This window comes from Gordonia sp. SCSIO 19800 (assembly GCF_018132775.1).
In the GTDB taxonomy this organism is placed as follows: Bacteria; Actinomycetota; Actinomycetes; order Mycobacteriales; family Mycobacteriaceae; genus Gordonia; species Gordonia hongkongensis.
Map to the genome: position 1 here is coordinate 1 of NZ_JAGRQM010000037.1, position 15,089 is coordinate 15,089.

General features: G+C 65.8%; 12 protein-coding genes. 5 read left to right on the forward strand and 7 right to left on the reverse strand.

The genetic code is table 11. The features are described 5' to 3' along the window. The 3 genes from KB201_RS23750 to KB201_RS23760 all read right to left on the reverse strand — a co-directional run. A partial coding sequence (locus tag KB201_RS23750) for a cation-translocating P-type ATPase (protein WP_211540768.1) occupies positions 1-2,211 on the reverse strand: 2,211 nt, incomplete at its 3' end. Positions 2,212-2,258: 47 nt separating this feature from the next. Further along, positions 2,259-3,227, reverse strand: coding sequence for a hypothetical protein (locus KB201_RS23755; protein ID WP_035755515.1), 969 nt, complete (start codon positions 3,225-3,227; stop codon positions 2,259-2,261). Positions 3,228-3,317: 90 nt separating this feature from the next. Next, positions 3,318-3,524, reverse strand: a complete 207-nt coding sequence (locus KB201_RS23760; RefSeq protein ID WP_035755517.1) for a heavy-metal-associated domain-containing protein — start codon at positions 3,522-3,524, stop codon at positions 3,318-3,320. A 371-nt stretch (positions 3,525-3,895) separates the two neighbouring features. Between KB201_RS23760 and KB201_RS23765 the strand changes: the two genes are divergently transcribed. Next, complete coding sequence (locus KB201_RS23765) at positions 3,896-5,941, forward strand: cytochrome c oxidase assembly protein (protein WP_249146429.1); 2,046 nt, start codon at positions 3,896-3,898, stop codon at positions 5,939-5,941. On the opposite strand, the gene KB201_RS23770 is transcribed toward KB201_RS23765, so the two are convergent. After that, positions 5,879-8,128 carry a cation-translocating P-type ATPase gene (locus tag KB201_RS23770; RefSeq protein WP_211540769.1) on the reverse strand — a complete coding sequence of 750 codons (2,250 nt, stop codon included), beginning with the start codon at positions 8,126-8,128 and terminating at the stop codon, positions 5,879-5,881. The two genes, KB201_RS23765 and KB201_RS23770, sit on opposite strands and share 63 nt — an antisense overlap. A 162-nt stretch (positions 8,129-8,290) precedes the next feature. Between KB201_RS23770 and KB201_RS23775 the strand changes: the two genes are divergently transcribed. Together KB201_RS23775 and KB201_RS23780 are read left to right on the forward strand one after the other, a co-directional pair. Next, a complete protein-coding gene (locus KB201_RS23775) occupies positions 8,291-8,662 on the forward strand; it encodes a BlaI/MecI/CopY family transcriptional regulator (protein WP_005199796.1) in 372 nt (123 codons plus the stop codon). A gap of 4 nt (positions 8,663-8,666) precedes the next feature. After that, positions 8,667-9,599: a M56 family metallopeptidase gene (locus KB201_RS23780; RefSeq protein ID WP_127963958.1), complete on the forward strand. Its 933-nt coding sequence runs from the start codon at positions 8,667-8,669 to the stop codon at positions 9,597-9,599. A 316-nt stretch (positions 9,600-9,915) separates the two neighbouring features. Here KB201_RS23780 and KB201_RS23785 read toward each other — a convergent pair whose 3' ends face one another. From KB201_RS23785 to KB201_RS23795, 3 genes are all read right to left on the reverse strand, one after another. Then, positions 9,916-10,191, reverse strand: coding sequence for a hypothetical protein (locus KB201_RS23785; protein WP_211540770.1), 276 nt, complete (start codon positions 10,189-10,191; stop codon positions 9,916-9,918). Then, on the reverse strand, positions 10,188-11,978 hold the full coding sequence (gene ctaD / locus KB201_RS23790) for a cytochrome c oxidase subunit I (RefSeq protein WP_211540771.1): 1,791 nt from the start codon (positions 11,976-11,978) through the stop codon (positions 10,188-10,190). Before ctaD ends, KB201_RS23785 begins: the two co-directional genes overlap by 4 nt. A 231-nt stretch (positions 11,979-12,209) precedes the next feature. After that, positions 12,210-13,004 (reverse strand): M23 family metallopeptidase, encoded by a 795-nt coding sequence (locus tag KB201_RS23795; RefSeq protein ID WP_258325144.1) that lies wholly within the window; start codon positions 13,002-13,004, stop codon positions 12,210-12,212. 532 nt (positions 13,005-13,536) lie between these two features. On the opposite strand from KB201_RS23795, the gene KB201_RS23800 reads away from it, so the two are divergent. Then, the gene (locus tag KB201_RS23800) at positions 13,537-14,157 is read left to right on the forward strand and encodes a TlpA disulfide reductase family protein (RefSeq protein WP_084813247.1); all 621 of its coding nucleotides are present in this window, start codon (positions 13,537-13,539) and stop codon (positions 14,155-14,157) included. Further along, positions 14,154-14,966, forward strand: coding sequence for a cytochrome c biogenesis CcdA family protein (locus tag KB201_RS23805; RefSeq protein ID WP_211540772.1), 813 nt, complete (start codon positions 14,154-14,156; stop codon positions 14,964-14,966). The genes KB201_RS23800 and KB201_RS23805 overlap by 4 nt, the downstream gene beginning before the upstream one ends. Positions 14,967-15,089: the final 123 nt, after the last annotated feature.

Consider the following 15,089-nt stretch of genomic DNA (forward strand, 5'->3'; position numbering starts at 1 on the left):
GGCCATCGCGGCGCCGGCGAGCATGGGGTTGAGCAACCCGAGTGCGGCGAGGGGGATGGCGGCGACGTTGTAGGCGAAGGCCCAGAACAGGTTGGTCTTGATCGTCGCCAGCGTCTTGCGGGCCAGGGCGATCGCGTCCGCGGCGGCGTTGAGGTCGCCGCGGACCAGGGTGATGTCGGCGGCTTGCATGGCCACGTCGGTGCCGGTGCCCATGGCCAGGCCGAGGTCGGCCGAGGCCAGCGCTGCGGCGTCGTTGACCCCGTCGCCGACCATGGCCACGACTTTGCCGTCGTTCTGCAGTGCGGTGACGGCCTGGACTTTGTCGGCGGGTAGGACTTCGGCGATCACGGTGGAGATGCCGACCTCGCGTGCGACGTGTTCGGCGGCCTTCTGGTTGTCACCGGTGAGTAGGACCGGAGTCAACCCCATGGCCTGCAGTCGGGCGACGGCTGCGGCGCTGGTGGGTTTGATGGCGTCGGCGACGACCAGCACCGCACGGATCTGTCCGTCCCAGGCCACCATCACTGCGGTTTGTCCTGCGGCTTGCGCGGATTCGCGGGCAGTTGTCAGATCGGGATCGTCCAGCGACAGTCCCCAGTCGGTGAGCAGGCTGTCGCGTCCGACGAGGACTGCGTGGCCCTCGACGGTGCCCTGCACTCCCATACCTTCGATGTTGGTGAATTCCTCGACCTCGGCCAGGGCGCCGAGCTCGGTGCGTGCCGCGTCGGCGATGGCGGTGGCGATGGGATGCTCGGAGGCGTCTTCGAGCGCACCGGCGAGGGCGAGTACTTCGCGGTCGGAGGTGTTGGCATCGGTGTGCACGTGCAGCAACGTCATCTGACCGGTCGTGACGGTGCCGGTCTTGTCCAGGACCACGGTGTCGATCGTGCGGGTGGTCTCCAAGACTTCCGGTCCCTTGATGAGGATGCCGAGCTGGGCTCCCCGTCCGGTACCGACCAGCAGGGCGGTCGGAGTGGCCAATCCCAGCGCGCAGGGGCAGGCGATGATCAGCACGGCCACCGCAGCAGTGAACGCTGCCTCGATTGGATAACCCGCCCCGATCCAGGCGCCCAGGACCGCGACAGCGATGGCGATGACCACGGGCACGAAGATGCTCGAGATGCGGTCGGCCAGCCGCTGGGCGTGGGCCTTGCCGGACTGGGCGTGTTCGACCATGGTGGCCATCTGGGCTAGCTGGGTATCGGCACCGATGCGGGTGGCGCGTATGCGCAGCCGCCCGCCGGCGTTGACCGTTGCCCCGGTGACGGTATCGCCCGGACCGACTTCGACCGGCAGCGATTCGCCGGTGAGCATGCTGGCGTCGATCGCCGAGGTGCCCGACACGATCTCACCGTCGGTGGCGATCTTTTCTCCCGGCCGCACGATGAACTCCTCGCCGACCGACAACTTGTTGATCGGGATCCGTTGTTCGTGGCCGTCTTTGATGACAGCGACGTCTTTGGCGCCGAGTTCCAGCAGCGCCCGCAGCGCTGCACCGGCCTGCCGTTTGGAGCGTTTCTCGAAGTAGCGGCCCGCGAGTACGAACATGGTGACCCCGGCGGCCACCTCGAGGTAGATGTTGCCCGCTCCGTCGGAGGGCGCCACGGTGAAACTGAAGCCATGGGTCATCCCGGGTGTGCCGGCGGTACCGAAGAACAGGGCGTACAACGACCACAGCAACGCCGCACCGGTACCCACTGAGATCAGGGTGTCCATGGTGGCGGTGCCGTGACGCAGGTTCACCCAGGCCGCGCGGTGAAACGGCCACGCCGCCCACACGATGACCGGGGCGGCCAGGGTCAACGAGGCCCACTGCCAATAGGTGAACTGCAGCGCCGGGATCATCGCCATCGCGATGACCGGTACCGACAACACCACCGCGCCGATCAGACGAGTGCGTAATGCCTGCAGCTCGGGGTCGCTGGCGGCCTCATCGGTCGCCGCTGCGCTCGCATCGTGATCGGTCTGCGCCGACGGCGGAAGCGTGGCCTGGTAGCCGGCGTTCTCGATCTCGGTGATCAGCAGCTGCGGATCCAGATCACCCGAGGTGGTGATACGCGCCTTCTCGGTGGCGTAATTGACTGTGGCACTGACACCGTCGAGCTTGTTGAGTTTGCGCTCGATACGCATCGCGCACGACGCGCACGTCATTCCGCTGACGGCGAGTTCGATGTCTGACCCGGTCGAGCGGGACGGGGAGGTGGTGGTCATGAGGACTCCAAGACGTGGGTTGAGCCGGCGGGATGGATGACGGGCGGTCAGTGCCCGGCGTGCTCAGGCGGGACCGACGCAGACGACGCCGGAGACGACGAGGATGTCGCGCTTGCTCGAACACGCTCTGCAGCGGTGTCGACGACGAATGTCGCGGTGTGTACCTGTCCGTCGACCTGGAAGTCGAGATAGAGCAGGTAGCGGCCCGGTGTCGGTGCGTTCGTCGCGAACCTCACCTGCGGCCCGGACAACTGCCCTGGCGTGGGTGTCGAGCCTTCGGGATGCACGTGCAGGTAGGCCAGGTCGCCATCGCGCAACGCCACCAGATGCCCGAAGGCACCCAGATACGGCTGCAAGGTGGTGACCGGCTGACCGTTGCGACTCACGGTCGCAGTCAGCTCTGAGTCGGTGCCGGCGTGCAGCTCACCGGTCAGCTCGACCTGGAACCCGGCCACCTCCGACCGCCGCGACTCACCGGCTGGTGGGCGGGGTTGATAGTCGCCACCCACCTCGAGAGTGCGTGTCAGCGTCAGGGTTTCACCGGTCGCTGCCGGAACGAAATCGGCATACACCCGGTAGGTGCCGGCCGTCTGCCACTGCCATGGAATCGACCACCGCCCAGCAGCATCCACCGTGGGGTGCACGTGGCGGAATGCGGTGCCGTCAGACCGGACCACGATCAGGTGCAGTTGTTTGTCGTGTTCCACCGTGTAGTCGGTGACCGCCGAACCGGCGGGGTCGGTGATCGAAAACGTCAACACGCCCGCCTGGCCGGTCTGCGCGGGCGCTGCGAGTCCGGAGAGCAGATAACCCCCCGACCCGACGGTGACCCCGCGCACACCCGGCGTCGCGGCGGCAGACGAGGCCGGTGCGCTCTGGTGTCCGGCGTGCGCCGGTGAGTCCGACCCAGTAGCGCCTGACCGGTCCGGGGCCACCGCGGCTGCCACGGTGTAGGCGGCCACGAAGACCACCGCCAGCGCACCAGCGAAAAGGCCCAGCTTAGAAGGGACGTTCATTGTCATGTTCCTGTCTGTCAGGAGATCGCCCAGCGACGCTGCGCTGCCGAGGAGAGCCGGGCCACCACCGGGGCGGCCCGGCCCGCGACCTCACTCAGCGAGTTGATAACCGGCTTCTTGCACCGCGCTGCGGATAGCGTCACGCTCCAGCGGAGCGGAGCTGTCGATGGTGACCTGGCCGCTGGCCACGTCCACGGCGACATTGGTTACACCGTCGAGGGTGCTGATCTCTTCGCGTACCGACGAGGCGCAATGTCCGCAGGTCATCCCGGTGACAGTGACGGTAGACGTACTCATAGCGATGCTGCCCTTCCCTTCTGGCGATACCCCGGACGGCCGTATCCCGACCCCACCCGCGGCAGTGACAACTGAGCCACTCCCACCTTGGTACCATACCCCCCTAGGGTAATCAACGTCCGACGCTGGTCCGACACTGATCTCGAAGGCGGACCAGCGTCGCGGCGCACCCGGGGGAGCGGACAGACCGGGGATGAGGAGTGGGCGCCCGAACCGATCCTGCGAAAAATTAGGTAGGGGCCCGCGCGGACGCGGCCCCGCAGCGAACCGAGGCGGTGGCAAGCAAGCCGAGAATCAGCCGCGACTACCAGTTCTTCAGTCCGTGCGCCGTAATTACTATGCGCAGTAGTAGCATGTAGGTGGTGGGTGATATGAAGCCGTCGACGGAGGCGACCGCACCGTCAACTCCGCACGGCGTAGCCGTACCCCGGTTGATGGCTGCACTGCTGGTCGGTGGGCTAATTGTGGCGCTGGTGATCTACGCCTGGATCTCCGGCGCCAGTCGCTACGTCGAAAGCGCAGATCCATATCCTGGGGCGGGCACAGCTGTCGCCGATGTGGTCGGCAACTTCGCTGGCTTTGCGTTGGCTGCGGTGATGCTCGGGGGACTGGTCTCGATGGTGCTCACGGCCGTGCCTGACTCGCAAGGCTTCATCGACGCTGCGGTCTATCCAGTGTTTCGCCGCGTCCGCCGCGCCGCGGGGTGCTCTGTGGTCGTTGCGCTATTCATGGCTTTCACCGCGGCCGCAGACACCACCGGCGTGTCTGTGGGCACGATGGTCTCGAGCGGCAAGGTCGGTTACGCGTTCAGTGTGAGTTTGCCGGCGCTGGCGTGGCTGGTCGTGGCGGCAGCGGGTGTCGTGGTGCTGATCGGTTCGGTGTCACTGCGGTGGTCGATGCAGGTGGCGCTGGTGGTTCCCGCAGCGATTTGTGTGCTCGCGCTGCCCGTGGTCGGCAATGCCGCGCAGGGCCCTGACCACGACTACACGACCGGCGCGGTGATCGTCTTCGCAGTGAGCTTGGCGTTGTCGGTGGGGCTGCGGTGGGCTGATCGGTTCCGGGTTCGTGGTCTGGGGTCGGCGACCATCGACGAGGCGGCCGACCGGCGTGTTGGTGGCATTGTCCTGGGCGCCGATGTGATGGCACTGGCGGGCGCGGTGGCTGTGACGCTGCTGCTGCGGACTCCCGATGTGTGGTCGTCGGCGTTCGGTCGCGCCGCGGGGTTGTTGGTGGCTGTACTGACCGTGTTAATGATTGCCGACCTCGTGCGTTTGCGCCGGGGTGTGGTGACGCCGGCAACTGCTTCTGCCTTCGCCACGGGGACCGCACTGGTGGCCGTGGCGTGCTGGGCGGTGATGGACACCAGGGTCGCACCCGGGTTGATTGCCCACCCTTTTACGGGCTGGGATGTGTACCTGGGGTATTCCCTTCCTGGCCCGCCCGATGTCGGATCGCTGGTCTCGCTGTGGCGTGTTGATCTCGTGGTGGGTGTGGCGGCGGTGGTGGGTGTCGTGGGCTATGTCGTTGCCGCCCGGCGGGAGCGGGCAAGTGGACACCGGTGGCCGATCCGGCGAACGGTGTCGTGGGTCGCGGGGTGCGCTGTGGTGGTGGTGTCCACCAGCTCTGGGCTCAAGGCCTACGGCAACGCGTTGTTCAGCGTGCACATGGCCGAACACACGGGTTTGACCATGATCGCACCCATCCTGTTGGTGGGTGGTGCGCCGATCACCTTGCTGTTGAGGGTGCTGCCGACGATCGGAACCACCGGTGGCGCGGCGTGCCGGCGGGCGCTGCTGATCGTGCTCGGCTCGCGGGGCCTGCAGCTGCTGCTCAATCCGATTGCCGCGTTCGCGTTGTTTGTGGGCTCGTCGTATCTGGTGTACTTCACTCCGGTGTTCGACGTCCTCGTCCGCTACCACTGGGGGCACGTCGTGATGAGCGTGCTGTTCCTGGCCATCGGCTACCTGTTCTTCTGGGTGACTGTGGGGATTGATCCTGGACCCAGACAGTTACCGTTTCTGGCGCGGCTTGGTCTGCTGTTCGCCGTCATGCCTTTTCATGCCTTCTTTGGTATCGCGCTGATGACCTCCACCACGGTGATCGGTGAGTCCTTCTACAGCCAGTTGCAGCTGCCGTGGAATCCCGATCTCGCGCGCACACAATGGGTGGGTGGTGTGGTGGCTGCGGTGATCAGCGAGATTCCGATGGTGCTGGTGTGCTTGGTGCTGTTGGCGCAGTGGGTGCGAGCCGAACGTCGACCCGATCGGTCCGAATCCGCCGACATCGATGCCGGCACCTCCCACACCGTCGCTGCGATGGTCTCGCAGTTGGCCCAGCCCCAGCCTCTGTCACCTTCAGCGGTCTATACGCGCGAAGTTCTGCAAACGCAGGCTGTTGGAGACGACGAAAAACGATGACAAAGCCATTGCGGCCCCGGCGATCAGAGGATTGAGCAATCCAGCGGCAGCCAGCGGCAGCGCGGCGAGGTTGTAGCCGAACGCCCATGCCAGATTGGTGCGCATCGTGCGTCGCGTGGCCGAGGCGAGTTGCAGCGCCAGAGCGACGGTGGTGAGGTCATCGCGCACTAACACGATGTCGGCGGCGCCGATAGCAACATCGGTACCGCGTCCGATCGCAATGCCCAGATCAGCCGACGCGAGTGCGGGCCCGTCGTTGATGCCGTCGCCGACCATCGCCACACCGGCGCCACTACTGCGCACGTTGTCGATGATGGCCACTTTCTCGGCCGGGAGCACCCCGGCGATCACGTCGTCGATGCCGACCTGCTCCGCGGTGCGCTGCGCTGCGCCGGCGTTATCACCGGTGACCAGGAACGTGCGAATTCCCATGCGATGCAACTCATCGACCGCCCGGCGGGCAGAGGGTTTGATGCCATCACGAATGTCGATCAGGCCCCGGACTGCATCATCGGCTGCGACATAGACCGCGGTGCCCCCAGAGCGCTCGATGTCAGCGCGCCGCGCGTCGATCACGGCGGGCACCGCGGCGCTACGGGCGATCCATGCCGGGGAACCCACCTGCACCTTCACACCGTCGATCACCCCTCGCACGCCGCTACCCACGTCGGTGACCACCGCGTCGACCGGTGCGGCAAGCGACTGCGGACCGGCCGCGGCAGCGATAGCGGTGGCGATGGGGTGGCTGGTGTGCTGCTCGAGTGTCGCCGCCCAGCCCAGGATCAGCTCGGCACTGTCGTCGTCGACGGTGTACACGCCGGTGACGTGTGGCTGCCCGTTGGTGAGGGTGCCGGTCTTGTCGAAGACCACCACGTCGATCGTCCCGGACAGTTCCAACGCGGCGTGTCCTTTGAGGAAGATGCCCAGTTGGGCGCCTCGCCCGGTAGCGATCACCAGCGCCATGGGCATGGCCAGGCCCAGCGCGCACGGACAGGCGATGACCAGCACGGCCACCGCGGCACTCACGGCGTGCTCCCATGACGCCCCGGTGAGCGACCAGCCCACGACAGTGGCTGCGGCTAGGGCGATGACACACGGAACGAAGATCGCGGCGATACGGTCGGCGACGCGTTGAGCGCGAGCCTTGGCTGTCTGCGCGCTGTCGACGAGCGCGATCATCTCGGCCAGGCGGGTGTCCTCACCGACTGCGGTGACTTCGACGCGTAGTCGCCCGTCGAGGCACGTCGTGCCCCCGACGGCGGTGGAGCGTTGCTCGGCTGACACCTGAACCGGCGTCGTCTCACCGGTCATGGCGCTGAGGTCCACAGTGGCGGCGCCCTCGATCACCTGCCCATCTGATGGAATGGTCTCTCCCGGCAGCACGATGAGTCGTTGCCCCACTTTGAGTTCCGCGAGGGGTATGAGCATGGTCGTGTCCCCTGCGCACTCGACTCGGGCGTCGGTGGCACGCAGGGCGGCCAGCGCTGTCAGTGCTTGAACGGCCTGTGTCCGGGCACGCGCCTCGTAGTAGCGTCCTGCCAGCACGAAGACGGTGACACCGGCGGCAACTTCGAGGTAGATGGAGTCACTGGAGAAGATTGCTGACCACACCCCCTGGCCTGCGGTCGACGTCGTCTCGGCCGAGAACATCGAGTACACCGACAGTGCGGTCGCGGCCAGCACTCCCAGCGAGACGAGGGTGTCCATCGTGGCCACGCCGGTCCGCAACGTGCGCACCGCGGTGCGGTAGAAGGGCCACGCGCAGTAGGTCACGACCGGCGCGGCAAGCGCCACCAACACTGCTTGCCAGCCGGGGAAACGAAGGTCGGGGACGACAGCAAGCAGAACGGAGAGGTTGGCCAGGGGCACGAACAGGGCTAGCGCGACGATCAGCCGGGTGAACAGTGCCTTGGCAGTCGCTGAGTCTTCGTTGACGGCAGGGGCCTGCTCGGACAGTTCCGCAGCCGCATACCCTGCTGTGTGCACGGCGTCGATAGCATCGGCGATGTGTGCGTGGGTATCGAGTTCCACGGTGGCTCGCCGAGTGGCGTAGTTGACCGAGGCGCGCACGCCGTCGAGTTTGTTGAGTTTGCGTTCCACCCGAGCTGCGCACGCACCGCAGGTCATTCCGCTCACATCGAGTTGGATGCGGCGTGTCGGGTGCGTGTGGTCAACGAGGTCGGTCACGGGTGGGCGCTTTCAGTAGGCGGTGAGGGCGCGGCACCGCAGGAGATGCGAGAGCCCCCGGTGGGGCAGTGGCAGCAGGGCTGAGGCAACCAGGCTTCGGCTACTAAGCAGGGTAGTTTGTTCTAGACTGGCAGCAAATACGAGGCAATCAGGCAGGCGACGGTGACTCAGTTGGGTTCGTTGGAACGCGCGGTGATGGACGTGCTGTGGGGCGCTTCGGCGGCGATGAGTGTGCACGACATCGTCGATGCGCTGGCCGACCGCGACTTGGCGTACACGACGGTGTTGACCGTGGTCACCAATCTGCACAAGAAGGGCTTCGCCGGTCGCGAGAAGATCAGCCGCGCCTATCGGTACTTCCCGTTGCAGTCGCGGGAGGAGGCGACGTCGCAGACACTGCGGCAGGTGCTCGACGCCAGCGGCGATTCGACGGCGGTGCTGATGCACTTCGCCCGGATGGTCACTCCCGAGGAGCGCGCGGTCCTCAGCGAACACCTGTCCCGGACGCGGACGGATCGTCCGAGGAAGCGCTGAGAGTGTGAGCGTCGCATTGGCCCACCTGGTGGGCGCGGCCGTGCTGGGCGTGTTGGGTCCCTACGTTCTCGACCGACTGCCCCAACGATGGTCACCGCGGGTACTGATCACCGCATGGGTCAGCAGTATCGCCACGGCGGTGGGATTGTTGTTTCTATCGGCGCTGTCGGCGTTGTGGCCGGACCCGCCGCCGGCCGAACGCTTCGTTGACACCCTGGCTCGGTGCGCGGGAGCTGTCCTGCACGCGGTGCGCGACGATTTCAGCCAGGTGTACGGCATTGCCGTCGCCGTGGTGCTGACCGCCGTGGTAGCTCGCACCGCGATGTCGTGCGCTCGTCACACCCGCGATGTGCATCGCGTGCACCGTCTTCATCGCGACGTCGTTGCTGTGGTGGGCAGTACCGAACCCGACACCCCCGACGTGCTCTGGATCGATCACCCCCGCCCCATGGCGTACTGCGTCGGTGGTCGCAGTGGCTTCGTCGTGGCAACAAGTGCGCTGCGCACAGACGTGCCTGCCGAGGCGCGGGCCGCAGTACTAGCGCACGAGTTCGCCCATCTGAGGTCCCGGCACGACCGCGTTCTGGCGGTCTGCGATGTGATGGCACGTGCTCTGCCCTTTGTGCCGCTGTTTCGCCGGGCGCCGGCGGCAGTCGCGACCTTGATCGAAGCAGATGCCGACATGTCGGCTGCTCGGGTCACCAGCACAGCTGCCGTGCGCAGCGCACTCGCGCATGTGACCAGTCAGGGCGTAGGCCCCGAGACCCCCATGCCACGCTCGACGCGCTACCGATTGCTGATGCTCGAGAACGGCGCGATCGAGCCAACGAAGTCGACCTACGCTGCGGCGAGCGTGCTGCCCCTTCTGGGTGCTGCGCTGTGTACGGCTGCGGCACTTCCGGTGTTGTCAGTTCTCGTACATGGACTCACCGCGTAAGTCCCCGTCACGCCATATTCGCTCGACAGGGGCTGCTACTGCTCGACACCCACGAGCGTCGCGTCTGTTTGCGCCACCGAGAGCAGCGGCCGCTGACCGGCGCTCGTCGCAGCGTGTCGATCGCAGCCCGCGCGTGCCTTCGCGACATACGCCCAAGCCGGTCGCGCGTTATCGCGGCACCCTGCGTGATCGGTACCTAGTGCACGATGGTGGCCTCAGTCAGGCCCGGTGATCTTGGAGGCCCTGGTGGCTGCGGGTCTCGCCGCCGCGCGGTGCGACGAGTTCTCCACCTGGGGATGGTGGTGAGTTTCTTCGCCTAGGGTCGCGCCGCACGGCCTCGTGCTGGCCTCATCGCTCGGGTCGCGACGGCGGCCGCACCGCGGGCCGCACACATTGCCGCGGTCGCCGCGATCAGCCACAGCAGCAGTGGAGTGCCCTGAGCGAGGACAGAGCCTGCGAGCAGGGTCAGCGCAAAGGTCATCACCGCGGTGTAGCCGACTGCGAGGATGGCGAACCACCGCGGAACGGTCAGCGGGCGGCGCGATCGCGGGACGGGGGCCTGGTCGAGTGCTGGGTAGGGGTAGTTGCTCACGGTCGGCTCTCCGGGTCGGGATCTGTAGATGCTTCGTGGTCTCCGGTGGTCAGCGGCGCACGGCGGACTTCTTCGGCCGCCTCGCTGGGTTCACCGTGCCGTGTGCCGACGTGGGCTTCGGCGCGCATCCGCTCCACCATGTGCGGGTAGTGCAGTTCGAACGCCGGACGTTCTGACCGGATGCGGGGCAGTTCGGTGAAGTTGTGGCGCGGCGGCGGGCAGCTGGTGGCCCACTCCAGCGAGTTGCCGAAGCCCCATGGATCGTCGACGGTCACGACCTCGCCGTAGCGGTAGCTGCGGAAGACGTTCCACAGGAACGGCAGTGTCGAGACGCCGAGGACGAACGCGCCGGCGGTGGAGATGATGTTGAGCGTGGTGAAGCCGTCTGAGGGCAGGTAGTCGGCGTACCGGCGGGGCATGCCTTCGGCTCCGAGCCAGTGCTGCACCAAGAAGGTGAGGTGAAAGCCAATGAACGTCAACCAGAAGTGGATCTTGCCCAAGCGTTCGTCGAGCAGTCGGCCGGTCATCTTCGGGAACCAGAAGTAGATGCCGGCGTAGGTGGCGAACACGATCGTGCCGAAGAGCACGTAGTGGAAGTGGGCCACCACGAAGTAGCTGTCGGAGAGTTGGAAGTCGATCGGCGGACTGGCCAACAGCACACCGGTGAGTCCGCCGAACAGGAAGGTGACCATGAAGCCGACCGAGAACAGCATCGGGGTTTCAAAGGTCATGTGGCCGCGCCACATTGTGCCGATCCAGTTGAAGAACTTCACGCCCGTGGGTACCGCGATCAGGAAGGTCATGAAGGAGAAGAACGGCAACAGCACGGCACCGGTGACGTACATGTGGTGTGCCCACACCGCGACCGACAGGGCGGCGATGGCGAGGGTGGCGTAGACCAGTCCTGAGTACCCGAACAACGGTTTACGGCTGAAGACCGGGAAGATCTCGGAGACGATGCCGAAGAACGGCAGCGCGATGATGTACACCTCGGGGTGACCGAAGAACCAGAACATGTGCTGCCAGAGAATGGCGCCGCCGTTGGCTGGATCGAACAGATGCGCGCCGAACTGGCGGTCGACTTCGGCGCCAAGCAATGCCGCGGTGAGCAGCGGGAACACCAGCAAGATCAGCACACTGGTGACCAGGATGTTCCACGTGAAGATGGGCATGCGGAACATCGTCATTCCCGGTGCGCGCAGACAGATGACCGTGGTGACCATGTTGACCGCGCCCAGGATGGTGCCCAGACCAGACACGGTCAGTCCGAGAAACCACATGTCGGAGCCGACGCCGGGTGAGTGGATGGCGTCGCTGAGCGGGGTGTAGGCGGTCCAGCCGAAGTCCGCGGCGCCACCCGGGGTGATGAAGCCGGCGATCGCGATGGTCGAACCGAAGACGAACAGCCAGAAACCCAGTGCGTTGAGTCGCGGGAAGGCGACGTCGGGAGCGCCGATCTGCAGGGGCAGTACGAAGTTGGCGAAGCCGATCACGATGGGGGTGGCATACATCAGCAGCATGATCGTGCCGTGCATGGTGAACAGCTGGTTGTACTGCTCGGTCGAGAGGAATTGCATGCCCGGCGTCGTAAGTTCTCCGCGCATCAGCAGCGCCATCAATCCGCCGATGAGGAAGAACCCGAAGCACGCGACGATGTACATCATGCCGATCAGCTTGTGATCGGTCGTGGTCAGCATCGTGTAGATGAATGACCCTTTGGCCTTTCGCCGCTCGGGATAGGGCCGCGTGGCGACCACCTCGGGCGGGCGCGGGGACACCGCGGTCATGAGGCCTCCATCTGACTCGGAAAATGGTGGCCCTGATCGAAGCAACACGCGCATCGTGCGTGCGACTTCCCGGGCCGTTACTACGGACTGTAGTCGATTAACTACTAGGTAGCATAGTTGGTACTGGAATCCCGAGTCTCGACCGGGAGGCGACAGAACCGCGGCGAAACGTCGCCTCCCTCATTGAGTTCGGCCCGACCGGTAAGTCGCGACCGTGCGCCGCAGCCACCCTTACCGCCAGAGGTCTGCGCTTCCGGTGCTCGGCGGTTCGTTGGGCGTGATAGTAGGTTCGGCGTCGCTGTCGGAGGGCAGACTGACGCCGCGTTCGGCGAGCCATCGCACCGGGTCGAGGGCGGCGCCGGATGCATCAGCAACCTCGAAGTGCAGGTGAGGCCCGGTCGAGTTGCCACGATTGCCCACCGTGGCAATGGGTTGACCGACCGTGACCGGTGCTGTCGCGTTGATGAGATTGTCGTCGTTGTGGCCGTAGGTCGTGATTGTTCCGTCGGCATGCCGGATGCGTACCCACAACCCGAAGCCTTCAGCTGGCCCCGAGTTGATCACTTCGCCGTCGGTGACCGCGAAAATCGGTGCCCCCAGGTCGTTGCCGATGTCCATACCCTGATGGCCGCGGCCGTCACCGAAGGTGGAGGTGACTCGGCCGTTCGTGGGAGCGACCACCGACCCCGGCGACGGCGACGAATAGACGGGTGGACCGGCTGGTGCCGGGTGCGCAGCCGCGGGATCATGGGGACGCATCTCGAAAGCCAGAAGCGCCAGCAACCGCCCGATCGGCAGCGCGTCGACAATCAGTTCGGCGGCTGCTCGTCCCGCACCGAGCACGGCGGCGAAGCATCCCACCGCAGTGATGGGATCCTCGGCTGGCACTGGCGGCTCGACTGGGCGCGCTCGGTCGGCCAGACATGTGCTGACTGTTCGGATCTCGTCGGCGAGGGTTCCCATCGCCGGGCCGCCCAGTGTTGCCGAGATCGTCTCGGCGACCAGTTGGGCGAACTGCTGAGTCACATGGGCGGTATCGGCGTCGGCTCGTGCTCGAGCGTCGACCGAGAAGCTCAGCAGAACCGCAGCAACGATTCCTGCGACCCCCAGTCTCAGACAAGGCCGTGGAGCGCCGCAGCGGCGGGTGAGGGACGACATAGGCATGCCAGCGAGACCTTCCGGAGACGGGCGCGACGCACTGACGTTCAGCACCACACGCCAGGTGCACATGAGGCCACGATCGGCAGCCCTCCGTTCGAACCATAGGCCCCACAGGTCACAGCAGTAACACGATCTGATTGAGTGCCCATCGCAATCGCGGGGCCTCTACTACTAGGTGATGTAGTTGCGGATGGGCAGTGACTGCCGAGTCGGGAAACACGCCCGAGTCCGAACGTATTAGCAGGTGGGCGTTCCTAACGCACTCGGTGAACGTCACACATGTACGCCGCAGAAAGTCGGCCACCGGTCGGGTGAGGGCCACAAAAACTATGCCTATGTTGACAAGTCGAATGGTGATCTACCACGCTGCGTAGTAGATCAACGTCGAGGAGTGCTGGTGCAGCAGGGGAGAAGGGTATCCGCGGTGCGGGCGGCGGTCCTGGCGCTGATATGCGTGGTGCCGTGGGTAGCGTCGGGTTGTGGTAGCGCTGGCGACGACGCCGTTGCGCAGGGGGGAACCTTTCAGTTCGTCTCGCCCGGCGGGCAGACGGTCATCACCTACGATCCGCCCGCGAGCCGTCAGAGGATCGCTACCGTCTCCGGCCCTGACGTGGTGACCGACCAGACCATCGGACTCGACGACTTCGCAGGCAAAGTCGTCGTCATCAACGTCTGGGGTTCGTGGTGCGGACCCTGCCGGGGAGAAGCCGACGACCTCGAGCATGTCTACGCCCAGAACAAGGCCTCGGGAGTCGAGTTCCTCGGTATCAATCTGCGCGACAACCGGCAGGCAGCGAAGGACTTCATTATCGACAGAAAAGTCGCCTTTCCCTCGATCTACGACTTTGCCGGTCTGACCCTGGCTGCGCTGACCACCCCAACGTCGGTGGTGCCGACCACCATCGTGCTCGACCGCGACCACCGTCCGGCCGCGGTGTTCCTCAAGGCCATCACCGCCGACGAACTCGGGTCAACAGTTCAGCGAGTTCTCGCCGAGCCTGTGGCACCACCCCAATGACCCCGCAGTCGGTCGAAGTGCAGGCCGCGGTCGGCGAGACGTTTGCCAACCTCGTCGCCAGCGGTCCGCTCCTACTGGCGCTGCTCGCGTGCGTGATCGCCGGACTGGTGTCGTTCGCCTCACCGTGCGTGGTCCCCCTCGTTCCGGGGTATCTGTCGTATCTGGCTGGCGTGGTCGGCGCCGAGGCGCCTGCGGTGTCGGTGGGGGAGCCGAACAAGCGGGGTCGTTCGCGCGTGGCGCTCGCCGCAGGCCTGTTCGTCCTCGGTTTCACCGTGGTCTTCGTGGCAGCGACCGCCACCGTACTCGGAGTCACCACCACTTTCGTGGTGAATCGTGAAGTCCTCCAGCGCATCGGCGGCGTGGTCACCATCATCATGGGTCTGGTGTTCATCGGGCTGGTGCCGGCACTGCAACAGGAACGACGGTTCGCCCCCCGCCGCGTCTCCAACATCGCCGGCGCTCCGCTGCTCGGCGGGGTCTTTGCACTCGGGTGGACCCCATGCCTAGGGCCCACGCTCGCGGCGGTCATTGCTACGGCCAGCGGCACCGAAGGTGCCACCGCAGCGAAGGGCGTCGCGCTGATCGTGGCGTACTGCGCGGGCCTTGGTATTCCTTTTGTCGTGCTTGCGTTTTCCTCGGCGTGGGCGTTGCGCAGCCTCGGCTGGTTGCGGACCCACGCCCGCATGATCCAGATCGTCGGCGGCGCCATGATGATCGCGGTAGGTATCGCCTTGATTACCGGCCTGTGGGATCAATTCATCGTGTGGGTCCGCGACGCGTTCATCACCGATACCCAACTACCCATCTGAGGCCTGTAGTGGCGGCGCCGTTTCGACGGACCCAATACCACCGGCATCACGCCGCCGACGTCGGGCCATCTCAGCACATCCCGATTCAGTCGTGACGTGATCCGCCGGTTCCGTTCCGCCCCG

Bases quoted from the DNA above. Each gene is read 5' to 3' on its own strand.
- KB201_RS23805 (WP_211540772.1), top strand. From the start codon at position 14,154: ATGACCCCGCAGTCGGTCGAAGTGCAGGCCGCGGTCGGCGAGACGTTT.
- KB201_RS23755 (WP_035755515.1), bottom strand. From the start codon at position 3,227: ATGAACGTCCCTTCTAAGCTGGGCCTTTTCGCTGGTGCGCTGGCGGTG.
- KB201_RS23765 (WP_249146429.1), top strand. From the start codon at position 3,896: ATGAAGCCGTCGACGGAGGCGACCGCACCGTCAACTCCGCACGGCGTA.
- ctaD (WP_211540771.1), bottom strand. From the start codon at position 11,978: ATGACCGCGGTGTCCCCGCGCCCGCCCGAGGTGGTCGCCACGCGGCCC.
- KB201_RS23760 (WP_035755517.1), bottom strand. From the start codon at position 3,524: ATGAGTACGTCTACCGTCACTGTCACCGGGATGACCTGCGGACATTGC.